This window comes from Methanococcoides vulcani (genome assembly GCF_900111645.1).
In the GTDB taxonomy this organism is placed as follows: domain Archaea; phylum Halobacteriota; class Methanosarcinia; order Methanosarcinales; family Methanosarcinaceae; genus Methanococcoides; species Methanococcoides vulcani.
The window spans coordinates 370,055-388,737 of record NZ_FOHQ01000002.1; the positions used below are offsets into that span (position 1 = coordinate 370,055).

The following is an 18,683-nucleotide window of genomic DNA, read 5'->3' on the forward strand; positions in this document are numbered from 1 at the left end:
CGAAAAACTGGGAATCTTTATTGAGAACAATACGATCCCTATAATAGTAGTGGCATTATTGTTCGTACTTGTCTCTGTTCAGGGTGCACAGAACATCAGTATGGAATCCGGAACAGAAACATTTGTTGAGAAGACTTCCCAACTGTATCAGGATTTTGATCATCTCTATATGAATATCTTTGGTACAGAGGCCATTGTCATAATAGTGGAGGACGGACCGGTAAGTGATCCTGCTTTGCTGCAGGCAATGGACCGACTGGATCACATGTCATCGTCACTGCCCGGTGTGGTAGGGGTGCAAAGTGTTTCATCGGTTGTCAAAGATGCCAATTTCGGTCTTACCGGTGAAGCAGCACTTCCTGAAGACAGGGTCGAATTGGAGTCCCTTATCACCCACTATGTTCCTGAACAACTGATGCCGGACAATACTCACACACTTATCTACGTTGAAATAGCAGGGTCGGTAAGTGATGACCAGAAACAGGAGATATTAAGGGAGATCGAGACATCAGTTGTCCTGGCGGAATTCCCTCCTGATTATAATATTGTAGTAACAGGTGAGCCGGCTTTCATGGTTTCCATGAACAATGCCATGATGTCAAGTATGGCTGTACTGCTTGGGCTTTCGGTCGTCCTGATGATCGTTGTGCTATATCTTGTGTTCGGCCATGTCAGGTGGAGACTCATGCCCCTTGCTATTGTATTGCTAGGTATAATCTACACTTTCGGTGCCATGGGCTATCTGGAGATACCAATGACCATGGTCTCAATGGCAGCATTCCCTGTACTCATAGGGCTGGGTATAGACTATGCCATCCAGTTCCAGAATCGTATCGAAGAGGAACTCGAACGCGGCGAGACGCCGGCAGAGGCAGTGGTGGATACTATCAAACATACCGGTCCGGCTGTCCTGATCGCACTCATAATTACAGCACTGGGTTTCTTTTCCCTTGTGACCTCAAGCGTACCCATGATACAGGACTTTGCAAAACTGCTTCTCATAGGTATTGTGATGTGCTTCCTTGCATCCCTGTTCGTCGGAGTGACTGTGATATACGGTCTTGACAACATGCAATCTATACGCAAGGAGAGGTTTGGGCATTTATCCCTGACCGGCAAAAATAAGTCAAAGACATCATCCTCAAACTCCAAGGAGGCTAAGCCGGACATTCTGGACAGGATACTGGGTCGTACAACCCATTTCACTATCAAACATCCTTTCATGATCCTGTCTATTGCTGTTCTTGTCTGTGCTGGTGGTCTGCTGGCAGACACCCAGGTCCCTATCCAGACAGATACGGAAACCTTTGTACCGCAGGACCTGCCGGCATTGGTCGACCTGAAACACCTTTCTGATATTACAGGGGGCGAGGACCAGCTGAACATTATTATAAAGACCGACAATGTTGCTGATCCTAATACTCTGAAATGGATGGATGAGTTCAGCATTCATGAAGTGGATAACCGGAACAATATCCTCGGGGCGGAAAGCATGGCTACTATTGTTAAGTCAATGAACGGTGGCGTGATCCCCGAAAGTGAAGATGAGATCAGATCACTGTATGAACAGATGCCTGCCCAGCAGAAAGACCGTTTCATGTATGGGGAGAATATGCTCTTGCTTAACCTGAATATTGGTGATGTAATGGGAAGCCTTGGTATGGAAGGGGTCGAAGTTCTCACGGATGTTGTCAGGGATGACATGTTGTGGATGTCACCACCTCCCGGGCTGACTGCTACAATAACAGGAAGTAATGTCGTGTTCACAGAGGTCATTGGAGCTCTCACTTCAGGAAGGGTCTTTATGACATATCTGGGATTGGGGCTGGTATTTGGTGGATTGCTTTTGATCTACCGTGATCTTCTCAAGGCCCTTGTTCCGGTAGTGACAATGTTCATGGTTGTCGGCTGGTCAGGAGGACTGATGTACCTGATGGGTATGGAATACACACCAATGACAGCTACACTGGGTGCACTTATCCTTGGTGTGGGTTCCGAGTATGCTGTACTTATGATGGAGAGATATTTCGAGGAAAAAGAAAAAGGTGCCACTCCTGAAGAAGCAATGACCGAAGCAGGTGTCAAGATCGGAAAAGCGATCATCACTTCCGGACTTACAACGCTGTTTGGTTTTTGTGCACTGGTAGCATCCGATTTCAATATTATCAGCAGTTTTGGAATGATCACTGTAATAGATGTAGGGCTTGCCCTGTTCGCAACATTTGTGATCTTCCCGCCTGTGATGGTATTGCTCGATAATTTCCGCGAAAAGAGGAAAGCAAAAAAGATAATACTTGATGGATCATTTGAGGATGATATATCAACGACAGAAACTGGAAAATATGGAACTGATCCGGGGGCTGATGCCTTTTGATGACGAACTGTAAAAAAACACAAAAAAACAAATATGTGAATTCAGCGGTCATGATGGCTGTTCTGCTGACTGCGGCTTTGTTTGCGGTCACTGCATCTCCTGTAGGAGCAAAAGAGTTCATACAGCCGACCTATGAGTTCTCTACCAATTATTATGATGCCTACGGTGAACCTGATATCTATGCTTCCGTTCTCGGGGACACTGTGTTTGAAAGGGGTGAGACCGCACAGGTTCGCATTGTCCTTTCGAACAGGGGTGTACTGTATGGATTCAAGGCTAAGGCCGATGTAGGTACAAAAGAAAGTGATCATGCAAAGTCTTTAAAGGAAATTGAATATGAGTCTTTGAGGACGACTGCTTTTGGGGTTAAGGCTGAGATGGTCTCGATCACAGATAATATAGAGGTCGACCCGACAACAAGTGTCCAGACACTTGACAAGCTATACCCGGGAGTACTTCCAGATGATCCGATGTCTTTTACCATCACTATCTCAGACAATGCACCTGCAGGGAGTTACGTGCTTTTGCTGCCTGTGAGTTACGAATATCAGAGTCAGGTCGAGATGACCGATGGGAGTACTGTGAGGCTTGGCTTACCTGATCTTGACCATACCACATTCTACAAGACAAGGAATACGACCCTTCAGATACCGCTGGTGATCGAACCAGCTGCAAAGTTCGCGGTGTCCGATGTGGAAGGTGAACTTACATCCGGGCAGTCAGGCATCATTAATGTGACCTACACGAATGTGGGTGAGGTCGAAGCGGCTGATGCGTTTGCCCGGATAATTGTGATGAAACCGTTGAGTTCTGACAGGTCAGTTGTAAACCTGGGTAATATTGCACCGGGGGAAAGTAAGACCGCATCATTCGATCTTGCTGCGGAGATCTCTGCAGTGGAGAAGAATTACGGAATTGATAGTGAGATCAAGTATTGTGATGAGGATGGCGAGATCGAGTTCTCGGACAACATTATTGTTGAGGTTCCGCTCAGGTCAAGGGAAGCCCGTATCAGCATCACGACGCTGGCACTTGCAGGAATACTCCTGGTAGCAGCTTACATGGGATACAATACGATACGCAGGAAGGATGACAAAAAATAACACTTTGGCTGAAAAATTATCGAATTAACACTATGAAGAGGACTAATTATGTTTAAAATGACAGATTCCAGATACGCTGTGCCAATTATGGTCTCACTTGCAGTATTGCTGCTGTTTGCAGCTCCGGTCCATGCGGAGTTTACGGCAGCTAATGCGGAACTACCTGATTTCTTCAATTTTGATGAGAACTATTATACTGTATATGGTGGTCCCGATGTGACTGCGACCCTCGTAGGTGATAACGAGTTCGAACGAGGTGATTCCGTCACACTGAACCTCGATCTTATGAACAAGGGTATGATCACAGGTTTCAGATCAGAAGAGGATGATTTCTACCTTACTGAGCTGGAGCAGAAGTTGCAGAGTACTGAAATGTCCTATGAATCCCAGAGAACTACGGCTATCGGTATTGTTGCTGTTCTGACCCCTCTTGATCCTGCTGTTAAAGTAAAGTCCGGACCTCAGGAAGCAGGTACTCTTGTATCAGGGCAGAAGACCGAATCGCCTGTCCGGTTCAATGTAGAGATATCAAAGAACGCCGAGTCAGGTAGCTACCCTATGCGCCTTGATCTCTATTATGGATACCAGAAGAATGTCCAGATAAATGGTGACAATGAGACCGATCTTGGCATTACTAATATGGAGATCGGACTCTGGTATGATGTAGGTGCGCAGAACACTACCTTCGATCTGTTTGTGAAGGATGAGGCAAGGTTCGAGGTAACTAATGTATCCGGTGACCTGTATCCTGACACAGAAGGTCTGTTATATGTTACCTTTGAGAATGTGGGTGACCTTCCTGCAAAGGATGCTACTGTGAGGATCAGTGCTGCTGATCCGTTCAGCACTACTGATGACCAGGCATTCCTGGGTACACTTGATTCCGGCGAGAGCACTGTTGCAGTGTTCAAACTAAAGGTCGATGATCTTGCAGTACCGAAGGCTTATGCACTGAACAGTGAGATCAAGTATGAGGATACTGATGGACATGACCGTATCTCGGACACGGTGAAGATCAAGACGGAAGTCCTCCCTGCATCTGCAAATGACAGTGGCTCCGGCATGACTGGCATCATTATTGGCGCAGTACTGGTAATAGTGATCGCTGGTGGAGCTTATTTTGTTTATCGCAGCAGGTCTTCAAATAACAGCAACGATGAGTGATCATTTCTCTCATCGTTTTCTTTTTATTGACAGGTTTCGTGTTCTTTCTATGATGTTCCTGACCTTTTTAGATCAGTACTAATATGGTATGATACTATAATGGTTGAAATCACTTATATATTAGGAATGACATGGTATCACAAACTTCAGAGTAGTTACGTTGAATTCGTATAATTATATTAGATTACACTTTTATTTTAGCCCGATAGGGAGGGAAATCAAAAATTGAGTCAGCCTTGTGTTAATATTGGCATGGTAGGTCATGTCGATCATGGGAAAACGACGCTTGTAAGCGCGTTATCTGGAGTATGGACCGATACTCATAGTGAAGAATTGAAGCGTGGTATTTCGATCAGGTTAGGGTATGCAGATACTACCTTCAGGAAATGTCCAACTTGCCCCGAACCCCAGTGTTATACTGTAGCCAAGAAATGTGAGCACTGTGGTGAAAAGACCGAGGATATGAGGACCGTATCTTTTGTGGATTCCCCTGGTCACGAGACATTGATGGCCACAATGCTTTCAGGTGCTGCTATCATGGATGGTGCTATCCTTGTGATCGCTGCGAACGAGGAATGTCCGCAGCCACAGACAAAAGAGCACCTGATGGCTTTGAATATCATTGGTATCGAGAACATTGTTATCGTTCAGAACAAGATCGACCTTGTTCCAAAGGAGAAGGTTATCGAGCATTATCATCAGATAAAGGAGTTCGTTAAGGGGACTGTTGCTGAGAATGCACCTGTCGTTCCTATCTCCGCACAGCAGAACATCAATATCGATGTGCTGATCGATGCGATGAACGAAGTGATACCAACACCTGTGCAGAAACTTGACAAGCCTGCACATATGCTTATTGCAAGATCCTTTGACATCAACAAGCCGGGAAAAGCTATCGATAAGATCGCAGGCGGTGTCATCGGTGGAACACTTACAGCAGGTTCTTTGCATCCGGGTGATGAACTTGAGATCCGTCCGGGACGCAAGGTGGAAAGCGAGAATGTTATCCACTGGGAGCCTATATTCACTACTATCAACATGATCGCTGCAGGTAGCGACAAGGTAGAAGAAGCAACTCCTGGAGGATTGCTTGCATTGGGTACAGGACTGGACCCAAGTATCACAAAGAGCGATTCGCTCACAGGGCAGGTTGCAGGCGCACCAGGTACATTACCTCCTACACACGATTCATTCACTATGGACCTGAAGCTTCTCGAGCGTGTGGTCGGCGTTTCAGATGAGGAATCAATTGGTAACATCAAGAGCAGTGAACCATTGATGCTCAACGTTGGAACTGCTACTACTGTGGGTATTGTAACAAGTGCCAGAGAAAATGTTGCTGAGACCAAGCTAAAGAGGCCGGTCTGTGCTGAAATTGGTTCCATGGTTGCTATCAGCAGGCGTGTTGGTTCCCGTTGGAGACTTATAGGCGTGGGAGTCATTAAGGCTTGAAGGTTATAATAGATACAAATGGTTTAATGATACCAGTTCAGTTCAAGGTCGATATCTTTTCAGAACTGAAACGTCTGGGTTATGATGAGCTCATTGTTCCCCAGGCGATCATAAATGAGATAAAGATCCTGATCAAAAGGTATAGGGGTGAGAACAGAACAGCGGCAAAGGTTGCACTTTCATTATCTGACAGATGTACCATTGTGGACCGGACAGGAAGTGCGGATGATGTCATCCTCCAGCTCGCTCTTGATACTGGGGCAGCAGTGTTGACCAATGATGTCGGTTTGGTCAAGCGCCTGAAGGAAGTGGATGTGACCGTTGTGCGTTTGCGCCAGAAGAACCGTTTGGATATAACATGATCATCATTTCATATTACACTTATAGTTATAGTGGCAGTTTAGATTAATGCAGGGCATATTGGAGATCGAGATATGTATAAAAGGATGAAACTTGCGGACACGATCCGTGTGGCTCCCCGCCTTTTGGGTGAGGATGTCGGGGTCAGTGTAAAGGATGCACTAAAGGAGAAACTTGAGGGCAGGGTCGATAAGACACTTGGTGCAATTGTTGCGGTCACGGATATTGAAGAAGTTGGAGAAGGTCATATCCTTGTTGGTGATGGAGCGGTCTATTACGATGTTGTTTTCGATGCTATTGTGTTCATCCCACAGCTTCAGGAAGTCATTGAAGGATTGGTCGTCGAGACAGTTGAGTTCGGTGCTTTCGTTAGCATAGGTGCCATGGATGGTCTTTTGCACGTAAGCCAGGTCACTGACGACTTCATGTCATATGACGGTAAGCACGGCAGGCTTCTGAGTAAGACCGGAGATCGTATCCTTTCAGAAGGCGACAAGGTGCGTGCCCGTATAGTTGCTGTAAGCACTAACGAAAGAGAGCCAAGGGACAGTAAGATCGGATTGACCATGCGTCAGCATGCTCTTGGAAGGCTGGAATGGCTGGAAGATGCACGCAAGCCAAAATCCGATGAATCTAAAGAGTGAACCGGAGTGTATCTATAATGGTAGAACAGGTATGTCGTGAATGTCACAGGGTGGTAACAGGTCAGACCTGTCCGGTCTGTGGTTCAAGCAATTTGAGCTCTGACTGGAGCGGACTTGTTATTATTGTGGATCCTCAGCGATCTAAGATCGCAGAGATGATCGGTGTGACAGTTGCCGATAAGTATGCTTTGAAGGTGCGGTAAATTTGGGTTTACAGATCTTTTTACCGGAGAGTCTTCGACATCTTTTCCGGGAACCTTTTGGTATCCTGTATGAAGGTGTTGGCGGTGATGCCGTCAGAAGTTCGGTAAAGGATCTCGGCAATCCCACAAAACTTATATCTGTGGGTGATGTTACTACTTTCCACTTGCTCGAATCAAACATCATTCCAGATGTACTGATCGTGGACGATAGGACGAAAAGGGCACCGGCTTCCTCACAGGTTGTCGATGGTACGAAACATCAGGGATTTGTTGAAATTTCAGTCGATAATCCTGCTGGTGTGATCACCGAAGAACTGATATCTGTGATAGGCGATGCATTAGTGTCCGATCGGAATGTTCGGATATTCGTAAAAGGCGAAGAGGATCTTGCGGCTTTACCTGCGATGATGATGGCACCTCTCGGTTCGGTTATCATGTATGGGCAACCGGATAAAGGTGTAATGCTTGTAAGGGTCACAGAATCCAAAAAAGCAGAAATAAAAGATCTATTTGATAAAATTCTTGAAAAACAAGATAATAAAGAACAGTTCAATAATGTGCGGAGGAAATTAAATGGATATTAATATTACAGAAGATAAAAACAACGCACTTCTCAACAGAAGGGAAGTGAAGTTCGATGCTGCATTCGAGGGTGCAACACCTTCAAGGCTCGATGTCAAGAACAGACTGGCTGCAATGCTGAACGTGCCACTTGAGCTCGTCATTCTCCAAAAGTTCGAGAACAGCTACGGTATATCTGCAGCTGAAGGATACGCAAAGATCTATGAAGATGCAGATCGCATGAAGGTTGTAGAGAAGGAATATGTCCTTAAAAGGAACGAACTTCCAGAACCTGAAGTTGTCGAAGACGAAGCATCCGAAGAACCAGCTGAAGAAGCATAAGATAGTGAGTGATCATAATGGCAGTTAAAGACTACTACAAAGTAACCGGCGATTCCATCGAAAGGCTCAGGCAGTTCTGCCCACGCTGTGGCGATGGTGTATATCTTGCAGACCACAAGGACAGACTTACCTGTGGCAAATGCGGATACACAGAATTCAAGAAATAATTATAATTTTATGCATCGCAACGTTGTGTTGTGATGCGTTTCTCTTTTAATTTAGATATTTATTATCAAAGCATCCATTTTTAATTTAGATGTGCAGTATCAACGCACCATTTTTTAATAACTGCTCTTCTCATTCATCAGGTTCTTCAAGTCCTTTTTCCACTCTGTAATTGTGGAGTGCAAGTTCTATGGTGGTATGAAGACTGTTTTCCTCGAAAGGCTTGATAATATAACCATAAGGCTTTGTCCTTTTAGCTCGGTCCAGTATCTTTTCATCGGAATATGCCGTAAGGTAGACCACGGGGACATCAAAACGCTGTCGTATCTGTTCAGCAGCTTCGACACCATCCATATCCCCTTTTAGCATTATGTCCATCAACACAAGATCCGGAAATGTGATCTCTGCTTTACTGATGGCCTCTTTTCCGGTAGATGCAATGCTGGGTACAAGGTATCCCATGTTCTTCAGCATCTTCTTGATACCTAAGGCAACGATCTTTTCATCTTCTACGACCAGGATCTTAGTTTGAGTCATCGATTCCCTCTCATATTTCATATTTTTCTTCTGTGAATTGTATTATGAACTTTGTTCCCTTCTCTTTGTCAAGCGTGATCGTTCCATCGATCTGCTCGACGAGGTTCGTCACAAGCTGAAGTCCAAGGGATTCGGTCTCTCTGAAGTCAATATCTTCAGGTATTCCACATCCGTTGTCGCAGACAGTTAGTGTGAAGTTGTCTCCAGCATGCTTTATGTCTACCGATATAGTACCCTTGTCCTTTTTATCCTCGAAGGCATACTTAAGTGAGTTCGAAACAAGTTCGTTGATAATGATCCCAAGTGGCACTGCTGTATCCATGTTCAGGAAAATATCTTCCACTTTCAGGTCTATCTTTATATCACGGTTGCCGACAACGTATGATTGTGACAGGTAATTAATTAGATTCTTAGTATAGTCTGCAAAGTCAATGCTTTCCATATCCTCTGACTGGTATAGTTTTTCATGCACAAGTGCCATTGTTCTGACCCTGTCCTGACTATCCCTGAAAGCTTCCTTTACCTTTTTATCCTTGAATTTATCAGATTCCAGGTATAATAATGTGGATATGACCTGCAGGTTATTTTTTATACGGTGATGGATCTCTTTCTTGCGAATATCCTCTATCTTTATAAGAGCCTCCTCCGCACGCTTTCTTTCGTCGATGTTTACAATGATTCCTTGCAGGTAGTTCACGTTCCCATCTTCATCACGACGTATGAATGTCCTCTCATCTGCCCAGAGGACAGTACCGTATTTGGTCAGGATCCGGTATTCGATGTTGAACTGATTGTAACCTTCGTCACATTTTTTTTGTAGTTCGGCTTCAACTCTTGGAAGGTCCTGTGGGTGGACAATATCTCCATACTTTACTTTACCAGATGCAAAATCTTCAAGTGAGTAACCAAACTGTGATATATTCTTTGATACGAACTCAATAGGCCATCCCTTTTCTGCTCTCCATTTAAATACGACAACAGGACTGTTCTCGACGACCCGCTCCATCTCTTCTTTCATCTGGTTGGAGTGCTCAAGCTCTTCTGCATACTTTATTAGTTCCTGTTTGGCTTTTTTCTGTTCAGTAGTGATCTTGTATAGGGCTTGCCTTGTTTCTTCAATACCATCAGTGAGTATCCTGAAGTCACCTTCTCCTTTGATACTTATTTTTTGTGTAAAATCTTCTTTCTGGAAAGCCATCAGCACTGAATTGGATTCATCAATAATGTTATTGAGCTTTTCAGCAAATCTGTCAAGGGTGTCACCCAGATCTTTGAAGTCACCTTTGAGACCGGGAGTTACACGGGTTTCAAGTTCTCCTTTTGCAAGACCGTTGGCTACGTGCATGGTTTCAGCCATGGGTTTTGTGAAGGCATCAAGGATCTCGTTCAAACCCGATGGTATGTCTTTGAAATCGATATCCACATCGGTGTCAGCTCGGGCATATATTTTCCCTCCCACCGCTGCATCGGAGACATCCTTAAAACTGGCTACGATCTCACTGATAGGTCTTGTGACAAAGCCTGCAATAAGGGCGGCAAGTCCTGTCATGAATATAATGGATATGGCGGATATCACGATGAGGTTATTACGAAGCTCAACAACACCTGCAAGCATCTCCTCTTTCGGAACCACAAGTATAAATGAAAAATCACCGGTCTTGATCGGTTCATAGAACATCACTACTTCTTTTCCTGTGGTAGGGTCGATAGTATCTATATATCCCCCCTCTCCTCCTTTGATATCATCTGCCATGGCGGTTATTTCCGGGACATTGAAATCATAGAGTGTTTTGTAACCGATCCAGTCTTTCTGTTCGGGTTGTGAGACGAGGATGCCTGTATTTCCTGTCATGAACGCATACCCTGTATCGAATGCCTTTACTTCGCTTACCACTTCATCAAGGTATGTAAGGGATACATCCACACCTCCAATACCGATAAATTCCCCGTCCTTTATTATGGGGGTCACGTAACTTACTATGAAAACCCCTTCATAGAAGTAAGGATCAATGATCTGTTCTTCCTTCAGTTTCTTTGGTAACTGGTAGTAATCGGAAGTATCATAATTGAGTAGTGGATCAAGTTGAAGATCACCGCTGATCCTGTTCCAGTATGGGATGAACCTTCCCGTGGAATCATGTCCCGGTGCATTTACAAAAGTCCTGTCATTGCCATCAAAGGCATTTGGTTCATAACAAACATATGTTCCAAGGAGGTCCGGGTTCTTGACCGCTAATTCCTTCAATATATCATTGACCTCATCCCTGTCAGCAGTTTCATATGCTGCCAGAGAATTTGCGATCGTCTGACCTATTGCATGGTTCTTTCGCATGTCAACATCAAACTGGTTCGCGTAACCTCTGGACTTTTCTATGGATTGTTCGTAGGCCAGGTCAACTTCCTGGTTGGTAACAGTGGATATGATGACAGCAGTTGATGTGACTAGTACCAGCAGGACACCTATCACAATGAAGAGGATCAATTTGGACCTGAGGGGTACGTTTTTCCATTCTATTTTTCTCAAAGCCATATTGGATCTTCCTTATTAGATATCTTTCAACTGGCGGGATCGTTCCTGGTAATATGAGAACAATTCTTCACCCCAAATGCGTGCACTATCATCAAAGCTCATGATCTTCCGGTGGTCGTATCTGCCATCCTTGTTGAAGAGGCATATGTAAGTAAACCGTTCTGTGACAGATATGGTCGTCAGTTTGATACTATCGTCACATACATGAAGTTCCGTATTATCGGATGATGCGAGCAGTTTAAGATGGTCAAGGCAATCATTCTTCATTCGATTGAGGACAGAGTCCGTAAGGATGAGTTCGAACTTAATACCCTTTTCAATGATTTCTGAAAATAGTTCCGGGTATAATGGGTGAAAATATGATGCAAACATCTTCACATCTTCTGACCTTGTCAGGTTCTCTGTAAATTCGACAGGGAGGTCGAACATGTGGTTCAGGTCAGGTTCTATCAGCATGCATTGTCCCAATTCGCCCAGCCTGTACGCAAGAGGTTCCGGTATTGCTGAAAGGTCGCGGGTAGCCCAGTACTCCCTGTTCTCCTCTATTACTTCGAGCGTCTTCAATAACGGGCTCATGTTCCTGACTATTATCCTGCCAACATCAGAAAGTTCATACGCATCGCTTTCATTCTGGATGATCATGTCCTGCTCTTTCAGTATCTTTATCTGGGGCATCATTGCCTTTGACGTGACATTCAGGGACGTCTTTATCTGGTCGATATTCCTTGATCCCTCAACGAGCAGTAAAAGAAGGTTTTTCCTTTTTTCAGAAAGCCATATTGTATCACTTAATGAGGATTTCATCGAGACTCCTCTATAAAATCCAGTATTAACCTTAATGATTCTTTCGGTTGTTCTTCGGGAAGAACGGGCTTTATGGCATAATTCTGTTCTTCTTTTTGAATAATCCGGTTCATGGTGTTGATTATTCCTGAACTGTTTTTAATTTATATATAAACTAAAGCCGTTGGAAATTCTCATGCCGTTTGAATATCCAATGACTATGGTCATTTCCCATGGGTATTTCCATTTCCAGTATCAGTCAAACTTCCAAAGCAAATTATGCTATATATGATTCTGGTTTTTCATTCTATGGTGGTGAGGATCAAATCCTGCTACCATAATCATGTGGTAAATATTCCACGACTTTAATGGAGGTTGTAACACGACAAACGAGGAATTATTCAAAGAGCTATCCGATGCGGTAGTGTCCTGCAAAAAAGATGAAGTATTAGCTGCAGTAGCAAAGGCAAAGGGTAAGGTCCCGGCAGTAGAGATCATTGATAAGGGTCTTGCAGCAGGTATGAACGAAGTTGGTGTTCTCTTCGAAAGGGGAAAACTCTTCCTTCCACACGTTATGATGGCAGCAGATGCAATGTCTACAGGCGTCGCAGAATTGGAAGATGAGATGGCAGGCAGTGGAGCCTCTGCAAAGCTCGGTGTAATTGTCAATGGTACTGTCGAGGGTGACGTACACGACATTGGTAAAGCAATTGTATCAACAATGCTTCAGGCTGCAGGGTTTGAAGTTCACGACATTGGTAGGGATGTACCTCTCCAGAATTTTATTGACAAGATCAAGGAAACCGATGCTGACATGGTCGGTCTCTCCGCACTTATGACAACAACACTTCAGGGCCAGAAGGAAGTCGTTGAACTTCTCAAGGAGAACGGTCTCAGAGACAAGGTCAAGGTCATGGTCGGCGGCGCTCCAGCAACAGATGCATGGGCAAAGAAGATCGGTGCAGATTGCTATGCAGAAAATGCAAGTGAAGCTGTAGTCAAAGCAAAGGAATTACTTCTTTAATTAATGGGGTTGTAAAAATGGCAACAGAATATTTCTTAAGAATGGGTGACGGTCAGAAGATCTTCATGACAAAGGAAGACATCCGGGCTGATATCGAAGCAGGTAGTGCAGATGCAGCAGATCTTGGTGACATCCCAGCACTTACTGAAGACCAGATGGACAAGATGCTTGATATCATCATATCTCCTGGCAGGATCGTTGGTGTCGAACCAGGCATGGAAGTTCCTGTAACCCACGATATCGGTGCTATCAGGATCGATGGTGACCAGGGTAACAGTGGTGTAGGTATTCCTTCAAGCAGACTTGTTGGTTCAATGATGCACGAGCGTGCATTTGGTGCAGACACAATGGAACTCGGTCACATCGACTACAGTTACAAGCCTGTAAAGCCTGTTATCTCACAGGAATGCCAGACAATGGAAGTTTGCCAGCAGAACATGATCATTCCTATGCTCTATGGTGCAATGCCAAACATGGGTCTGTACTACACTCCTGATGGTCCATTCGAGAACCCTGGTGATCTTATGAAAGCATTCAAGATCTCCGAAGCACAGGACTCTATTTTCCATGCAGCAGAGCATGGTATCCGTGACATGGTCTGGATCATGCAGAGGCTCCAGCATGTTGGTTGTGACGGTGTCAACTTCGATACCATCGGTGCAGCCGGTGACGGTGACATGTATGCATCCCTTAATTCTATCGAAGCATTGAGGAAAGAATTCCCTGGAATCTACATTGAAGCAGGTATGGCAGGAGAACTCGTTCTCGGTATGCACGGAGAGCTTGAGTACGATGGTACAGTACTTGCAGGTCTGTGGCCACACCAGCAGGCACCACTTATAGCAAAGGCAGGAGCAAACGTATTCGGTCCTGTATGTAACACCAATACCAGTAGGACATCCGCATGGAACCTTGGTCGTTCAGTTACCTTCATGAAGGCAGCTGTTGAGGCATCAACAATTCCATGTCATGTCGATATGGGAATGGGTGTCGGTGGTATCCCAATGCTTGAGACCCCACCAATCGATGCAGTAACCAGGGCAAGCAAGGCAATGGTCGAGATCGCAGGCGTCGACGGTATATAGATCGGTGTTGGTGACCCAATGGGTATGCCAATTGCACACATCATGGCTTCCGGTATGACCGGTATCAGGGCAGCTGGTGACCTTGTTGCAAGGATGCAGTTTGACAAGAACATGAGAATCGGGGAAGCAAAGGACTTCGTTGCAAAGAAGCTCGGCGTTTCAACTGCAGATCTCTCCGACGAGTATGTCATGAGGGAACTCAGGGAAGAGCTCGACATTGGTGTGATCACATCAGTTCCTGGCTGTGCAAAGGGTATTGCAGCTAAGATGAACATCGAGAAGCTTCTCGGTATTGACATCAACTGCTGTGACAAGTTCAGGGAAATTACAGGTTAAACTGTAAGTTAAACCGTATTTATGCCGATATGACCTGACATATGTCAGGTCAATTTCGGTATTTTTCTTTATTGTTATAAGGAATCATTATTAAAAGGAGTGTGATGGAATATGTCTGAAGAAAAAGCATCCGGCGTAGACTGGCACCATGCGGAGCAATGCGCAAAGGTTGTCTGTGAAGCCGGTACGCTCGAAAGATCGATCGATTGGAAACAGGGATTGGCTATTGCTATTGGTGTACCTTTATTGATCTTGCCATCGATTGGTTATTTTGCTAGTTATCTATGGTCATTTGCTATTATTGTATGGGGTCTCTCTGTTTTCCAGGGATTTATGCAGAACCTCGCTTATGGTGAACTTGCAACAACTTTCCCTAACGCATCCGGTCTGCCCGGATTCGCCCAGAACGTTTTCAAGTCGCCTGAGCACGTAGGAAAGTATGACAAGGGTAAACTGATCGGTGGATTCAGTGCATGGAGTTACTGGTTCGCATGGAACCCTGTACTTGCTATCTTCGCAATTCTTGTGGGTTTCTATCTCCACAGCCTGTTCCCTTCACTGGCAGCCTCTTTCAGCCAGTATCAGCTTTCATTGGGGGCAGGTATTGTGATATTCGGTGGATTGATACTTGTTAACTACCGTGGTCTTTCAAGTGGTGCGCTTGTAGGTTACATCCTTGCAGCTTTCTCACTTATTCCAATGGCAATTATTACACTGGCCCCTTATGCAACCGGTGACTTTGCAATGTCTAACATCACCAGTACCTGGTTACCAACTGACTGGGCATGGGATTTCCATCATATCCTGATCCTGCTCGGTATCTTTGCAATGGCCCAGTGGAGTGCTTGCGCATGGGAAACTGCAGCTATCTATGGTCCGGAATATAAGAAACCTGGCTCTGATGTACCAAAGGCATTGTTCTCCTGTGGTGCTATCTGTCTGGTGGCTTACATCCTTGTACAGATGACCATTACTGGTGTACTTGGTATCGATGGTATTGCCGCTGCACCAATTGATCCAATGCTTCCGCTTGCACAGGCAGCACTCGGTGATGTCGGTTCAACTGTCGCTATTGTCATGCTCATTGCAGCAATGGTCTTGATCATCCAGACTGCATACCTTGGTGCATCAAGGGCAATGCATTCAATGGCAACAGAAGGAAACCTTCCTAAGCTCTTCAAGAAAACAAATGCACATGGTACTCCTGTACTCGCAATGGTCATTATCGGTGTCTTCAACCTGATCCTGATCTCAATGGGTACTCCATCAGCTATCCTTGCTGCATCAGCAATCGGATATGTTTGTGCTAACGGTATCAGCCTTTTCGCATACGTAAAGGCAAAGAGAGACCCACACCTTGCTGGTCTTGACAGGCCATTCAAGGCACCAACCGGATGGAAGAACGTTGCTCTGTTGTTCGGTCTCTTCAACCTCCCACTCTGTCTGGTCGGTGTGATCTACCTTAACAGTGTTGAAGGTAGCTGGTTCTCAACCGTTATCGGAATAGGTGTGCTTGGTCTCTATATCCCAATGTGGTTCTACTCACAGCACGAGGCTCATGTTGATAAGATCGCTGCTGTAAGTATGGTATCAGCAATTTCAAAGAAGAAGTGATAGGAAACAACTCCTCTATCTGTTGAAAGGTTCCCGGAGATCTCCGGGGACTGCTATCTTTTTAGATGAAAAAACTTAGAATTCTTATTTAAAATTCAATTAATCTTCTGAACAGGGGTGGGTGCTATGATGAAAGGAACTTTTAATTTACCGGATCTTCAAGATGAAATGCCCGAGGTGGTATTCGTGTGGAGGTCTGAATATGGCTGGCCACTTGAGTTCGTATCAGATAATGTATCCTTTTTTGGTTATGAACCCGATGATTTTCTGTTTGGCGGCCTGTCATATGAAGATATAATTCATCCTGCTGATCTTGAAATGGTTAGAAAGGCCCTTCTGAAGTACTCTGATAGTTCTGAAGTCGATCTCATGCAGGAATACAGGATAATGAAGGCAGATGGTGATGTCAGGTGGGTTCGTGAGAAGACACAGATCATCTATGATGAGGATGGTCGCATGCAATGCCTGAAGGCGAAGATCGTTGATATCAATGATGAGAAAAAACGTGATGATTTTATGTTCATTCAGGATGAGCTGGGCAGTGATCTCAGCTGGCCTGTAAATCTGGAGGAATCCATGAATGTCCTTCTTGAGCTGACTACTCAGCTCGATGCTATAGATATTTGTGCTTTATATGTGGTTGACGAGGTTACCGGGGGGCTGGTACTTGTGAACCATAAGGGTCTTTCAAGTGACTTTGTGAACAGTGTCTCATATTTTGGTGCTGATTCCGGTCAGATAAACTTTGCAAAGAAAGGCTTCCCTATATACAAGCATTATTCTGAGATATATCCTTTCATTACGGGTGCTCGGATGCAGGATGAAGGATTGCAGGGTACTGCCATTATTCCTATCCATCATGAACACCACTTTGTAGGATTATTGATCGCGTCATCATCTTCTGAATTCATTATTCCTGAAAATGATCGTGACAGTCTTGATGTGATCAAGTCGTTAGCCGGTCTTATGATCAGTAATATGACAATGTCCGTAATGAGTGATAGTGTGCATTACAGTACGGCATGAATGAAAGTATATTGGGGTATGGGTACGAGAACAGTCCTTTTTGGGATTATCCGGATAATTACTATGAAAAACAAAAAGATAGTCGTTGTTGAAGATGAATTGATCGTCGGTATGATGATAAAGTTGAAACTTGAGAAGATGGGTTATTCTGTAGCTGGTTTTGCTTCAAAGGGCAAAGATGCCATTTCCTTGGTGAGTGCGATCCATCCTGATCTTATTCTTATGGATATAAGGTTAAAGGGTGGGATGGATGGCATCGAAACCGCTATGAAGATACGTGAGTCATATAACATACCGATAGTGTTCATTACCGCAGATTCTTCTAAGGCTACCCGTGAGAGGGCAAGCCTGGTAGGTCATCAGGGTTATCTGACGAAGCCCTTTATGGATGAAGATCTGGGAAATATTGTTCATTCTGTGTTTTACAACTCCGTGGATGGAGCAGGAGAAGTCAACGTTCTAGCCTGAATTTTGTTCAGGTTGAATAGTGCCTTCTCTTTCCTTTTCCACATATGTTCTTTATTTTTTGCACAATTTATTATTTTTTGCACATATGAGGGGTGCAATTCGATTTTATTGTATTTTCCCCCAAACGGTTATTCACCGTTTGCGTCTACTTTTTTTTAGTCTTTAAAGGTATTGTCCTAACAACATATCGGAATCTATATATACAACATCATCTTTTAGGAAAAAACACTTCTAAATAACAAAACGAGTCGCGGTTTGTGTATATACGATACCGGTTGACTTCTCAACCTCTGTCGCATGCTTAGCCCCCTCATTGAGCGTGATAAAAAATGGTAGAAATAGAAGATGTTATTATTGGAGCTTTTGCATTTGCAGGAATAGCAACACTGGTCATTTATGTACTTACAAATCCTGGTGGAATGATCCCTCTAAACCTTCAGGATGTTGCAGTTGGTTCTTTCGTCGTCTTTGCACTGAGCAAAGTGTCCTTCCTGTCAAGTCTTTGATGGTGGGGCACCTTCCTCCATATGCTGACGTATGGAGGGCCAAGCCTACTCCATCGTATCTTTTGCTTTTAATGATCATATACTTGCATTTATTCCCTGTTTTATTCGCTTTGTTTTTCCGTTCTGATAACCTGACCTTCCCTGGCCGAACGCAGAATTTAAGTTATATCCTTCATTGATATGTCCAAAGATCTGTTCCTGGAGGTTGCCCTGTGAGTACTAATTGTTGTGATGTCTGTAAGGTCTATGAAGAATGTTCAAAGCTTGGGCTAAAGGATACTGTGAACGATCTGAAAGACAAGAGGCTGGCAGCGTGTTTGTATGCATGTGAGTTGGAGTATCGGAAAGTAGTTGATGGCGAATAACTTTTCTCATTATCAAAATTTAGGTTATTGCAATATACAGT

At 44.4% G+C, this 18,683-nt stretch carries 19 protein-coding genes and 1 pseudogene; 17 read left to right on the forward strand and 3 right to left on the reverse strand.

The genetic code is table 11. The features are described from left to right. The first annotated feature begins 43 nt into the window (after positions 1–43). From BMX02_RS05095 to BMX02_RS05140, 10 genes are all read left to right on the forward strand, one after another. Positions 44–2,374, forward strand: a complete 2,331-nt coding sequence (locus BMX02_RS05095) for an efflux RND transporter permease subunit (RefSeq protein ID WP_244624863.1) — start codon at positions 44–46, stop codon at positions 2,372–2,374. Between the two features lie 50 nt (positions 2,375–2,424). Continuing rightward, complete coding sequence (locus BMX02_RS05100; protein WP_244624841.1) at positions 2,425–3,477, forward strand: COG1361 S-layer family protein; 1,053 nt, start codon at positions 2,425–2,427, stop codon at positions 3,475–3,477. 48 nt (positions 3,478–3,525) lie between these two features. Next, positions 3,526–4,641: a COG1361 S-layer family protein gene (locus BMX02_RS05105; RefSeq protein WP_091689606.1), complete on the forward strand. Its 1,116-nt coding sequence runs from the start codon at positions 3,526–3,528 to the stop codon at positions 4,639–4,641. Positions 4,642–4,866: 225 nt separating this feature from the next. Beyond that, positions 4,867–6,093, forward strand: coding sequence for a translation initiation factor IF-2 subunit gamma (locus BMX02_RS05110; RefSeq protein ID WP_091689607.1), 1,227 nt, complete (start codon positions 4,867–4,869; stop codon positions 6,091–6,093). After that, positions 6,090–6,455, forward strand: a complete 366-nt coding sequence (locus BMX02_RS05115) for a DNA-binding protein (protein ID WP_091689608.1) — start codon at positions 6,090–6,092, stop codon at positions 6,453–6,455. Before BMX02_RS05110 ends, BMX02_RS05115 begins: the two co-directional genes overlap by 4 nt. A gap of 72 nt (positions 6,456–6,527) precedes the next feature. After that, the gene (locus tag BMX02_RS05120; protein WP_091689609.1) at positions 6,528–7,097 is read left to right on the forward strand and encodes a DNA-directed RNA polymerase; all 570 of its coding nucleotides are present in this window, start codon (positions 6,528–6,530) and stop codon (positions 7,095–7,097) included. A gap of 17 nt (positions 7,098–7,114) precedes the next feature. Then, positions 7,115–7,300 (forward strand): transcription elongation factor subunit Spt4, encoded by a 186-nt coding sequence (gene spt4, locus BMX02_RS05125; protein ID WP_091689610.1) that lies wholly within the window; start codon positions 7,115–7,117, stop codon positions 7,298–7,300. 2 nt (positions 7,301–7,302) lie between these two features. Beyond that, positions 7,303–7,884 (forward strand): GTP-dependent dephospho-CoA kinase family protein, encoded by a 582-nt coding sequence (locus BMX02_RS05130; RefSeq protein ID WP_091689611.1) that lies wholly within the window; start codon positions 7,303–7,305, stop codon positions 7,882–7,884. Then, positions 7,874–8,203, forward strand: coding sequence for a 30S ribosomal protein S24e (locus BMX02_RS05135; protein ID WP_091689612.1), 330 nt, complete (start codon positions 7,874–7,876; stop codon positions 8,201–8,203). The genes BMX02_RS05130 and BMX02_RS05135 overlap by 11 nt, the downstream gene beginning before the upstream one ends. Positions 8,204–8,220: 17 nt before the next feature. Next, on the forward strand, positions 8,221–8,370 hold the full coding sequence (locus tag BMX02_RS05140; RefSeq protein WP_048193869.1) for a 30S ribosomal protein S27ae: 150 nt from the start codon (positions 8,221–8,223) through the stop codon (positions 8,368–8,370). Between the two features lie 130 nt (positions 8,371–8,500). Here the strand turns inward: BMX02_RS05140 and BMX02_RS05145 are convergent, their stop codons facing one another. The 3 genes from BMX02_RS05145 to BMX02_RS05155 are packed head-to-tail and all read right to left on the reverse strand — an operon-like array spanning position 8,501 to position 12,239. Next, entirely contained in the window at positions 8,501–8,905 is a 405-nt protein-coding gene (locus tag BMX02_RS05145; protein ID WP_091689685.1) for a response regulator, read from the reverse strand. A 10-nt stretch (positions 8,906–8,915) separates the two neighbouring features. Beyond that, positions 8,916–11,435: a histidine kinase dimerization/phosphoacceptor domain -containing protein gene (locus BMX02_RS05150; protein WP_244624848.1), complete on the reverse strand. Its 2,520-nt coding sequence runs from the start codon at positions 11,433–11,435 to the stop codon at positions 8,916–8,918. 15 nt (positions 11,436–11,450) lie between these two features. Then, positions 11,451–12,239 carry a helix-turn-helix transcriptional regulator gene (locus BMX02_RS05155; protein WP_091689613.1) on the reverse strand — a complete coding sequence of 263 codons (789 nt, stop codon included), beginning with the start codon at positions 12,237–12,239 and terminating at the stop codon, positions 11,451–11,453. Positions 12,240–12,570: 331 nt separating this feature from the next. Between BMX02_RS05155 and mtbC the strand changes: the two genes are divergently transcribed. The 7 genes and pseudogenes from mtbC (at position 12,571) to BMX02_RS11835 (ending at position 18,642) form a co-directional block, all read left to right on the forward strand. Then, positions 12,571–13,242, forward strand: coding sequence for a dimethylamine corrinoid protein MtbC (gene mtbC / locus BMX02_RS05160; protein ID WP_091689614.1), 672 nt, complete (start codon positions 12,571–12,573; stop codon positions 13,240–13,242). A gap of 17 nt (positions 13,243–13,259) precedes the next feature. Further along, a pseudogene (gene mtbB / locus BMX02_RS05165) lies at positions 13,260–14,663 on the forward strand ([dimethylamine--corrinoid protein] Co-methyltransferase). A 111-nt stretch (positions 14,664–14,774) separates the two neighbouring features. After that, entirely contained in the window at positions 14,775–16,277 is a 1,503-nt protein-coding gene (locus tag BMX02_RS05170; protein ID WP_091689615.1) for an APC family permease, read from the forward strand. A 126-nt stretch (positions 16,278–16,403) separates the two neighbouring features. After that, on the forward strand, positions 16,404–17,303 hold the full coding sequence (locus tag BMX02_RS05175) for a GAF domain-containing protein (protein ID WP_091689616.1): 900 nt from the start codon (positions 16,404–16,406) through the stop codon (positions 17,301–17,303). A 63-nt stretch (positions 17,304–17,366) separates the two neighbouring features. Further along, positions 17,367–17,771, forward strand: coding sequence for a response regulator (locus BMX02_RS05180; protein WP_091689617.1), 405 nt, complete (start codon positions 17,367–17,369; stop codon positions 17,769–17,771). A gap of 329 nt (positions 17,772–18,100) precedes the next feature. Further along, positions 18,101–18,277: a hypothetical protein gene (locus BMX02_RS11830; RefSeq protein WP_167879251.1), complete on the forward strand. Its 177-nt coding sequence runs from the start codon at positions 18,101–18,103 to the stop codon at positions 18,275–18,277. A gap of 212 nt (positions 18,278–18,489) precedes the next feature. Next, positions 18,490–18,642, forward strand: a complete 153-nt coding sequence (locus BMX02_RS11835; RefSeq protein WP_167879252.1) for a hypothetical protein — start codon at positions 18,490–18,492, stop codon at positions 18,640–18,642. Positions 18,643–18,683 lie beyond the last annotated feature (41 nt).

Bases quoted from the DNA above. Each gene is read 5' to 3' on its own strand.
- BMX02_RS05100 (WP_244624841.1), top strand. From the start codon at position 2,425: ATGATGGCTGTTCTGCTGACTGCGGCTTTGTTTGCGGTCACTGCATCT.
- BMX02_RS05105 (WP_091689606.1), top strand. From the start codon at position 3,526: ATGTTTAAAATGACAGATTCCAGATACGCTGTGCCAATTATGGTCTCA.
- BMX02_RS05120 (WP_091689609.1), top strand. From the start codon at position 6,528: ATGTATAAAAGGATGAAACTTGCGGACACGATCCGTGTGGCTCCCCGC.
- spt4 (WP_091689610.1), top strand. From the start codon at position 7,115: ATGGTAGAACAGGTATGTCGTGAATGTCACAGGGTGGTAACAGGTCAG.
- BMX02_RS05135 (WP_091689612.1), top strand. From the start codon at position 7,874: ATGGATATTAATATTACAGAAGATAAAAACAACGCACTTCTCAACAGA.
- BMX02_RS05140 (WP_048193869.1), top strand. From the start codon at position 8,221: ATGGCAGTTAAAGACTACTACAAAGTAACCGGCGATTCCATCGAAAGG.
- BMX02_RS05145 (WP_091689685.1), bottom strand. From the start codon at position 8,905: ATGACTCAAACTAAGATCCTGGTCGTAGAAGATGAAAAGATCGTTGCC.
- BMX02_RS05150 (WP_244624848.1), bottom strand. From the start codon at position 11,435: ATGGCTTTGAGAAAAATAGAATGGAAAAACGTACCCCTCAGGTCCAAA.
- BMX02_RS05155 (WP_091689613.1), bottom strand. From the start codon at position 12,239: ATGAAATCCTCATTAAGTGATACAATATGGCTTTCTGAAAAAAGGAAA.
- BMX02_RS05170 (WP_091689615.1), top strand. From the start codon at position 14,775: ATGTCTGAAGAAAAAGCATCCGGCGTAGACTGGCACCATGCGGAGCAA.
- BMX02_RS05175 (WP_091689616.1), top strand. From the start codon at position 16,404: ATGATGAAAGGAACTTTTAATTTACCGGATCTTCAAGATGAAATGCCC.
- BMX02_RS05180 (WP_091689617.1), top strand. From the start codon at position 17,367: ATGAAAAACAAAAAGATAGTCGTTGTTGAAGATGAATTGATCGTCGGT.
- BMX02_RS11830 (WP_167879251.1), top strand. From the start codon at position 18,101: ATGGTAGAAATAGAAGATGTTATTATTGGAGCTTTTGCATTTGCAGGA.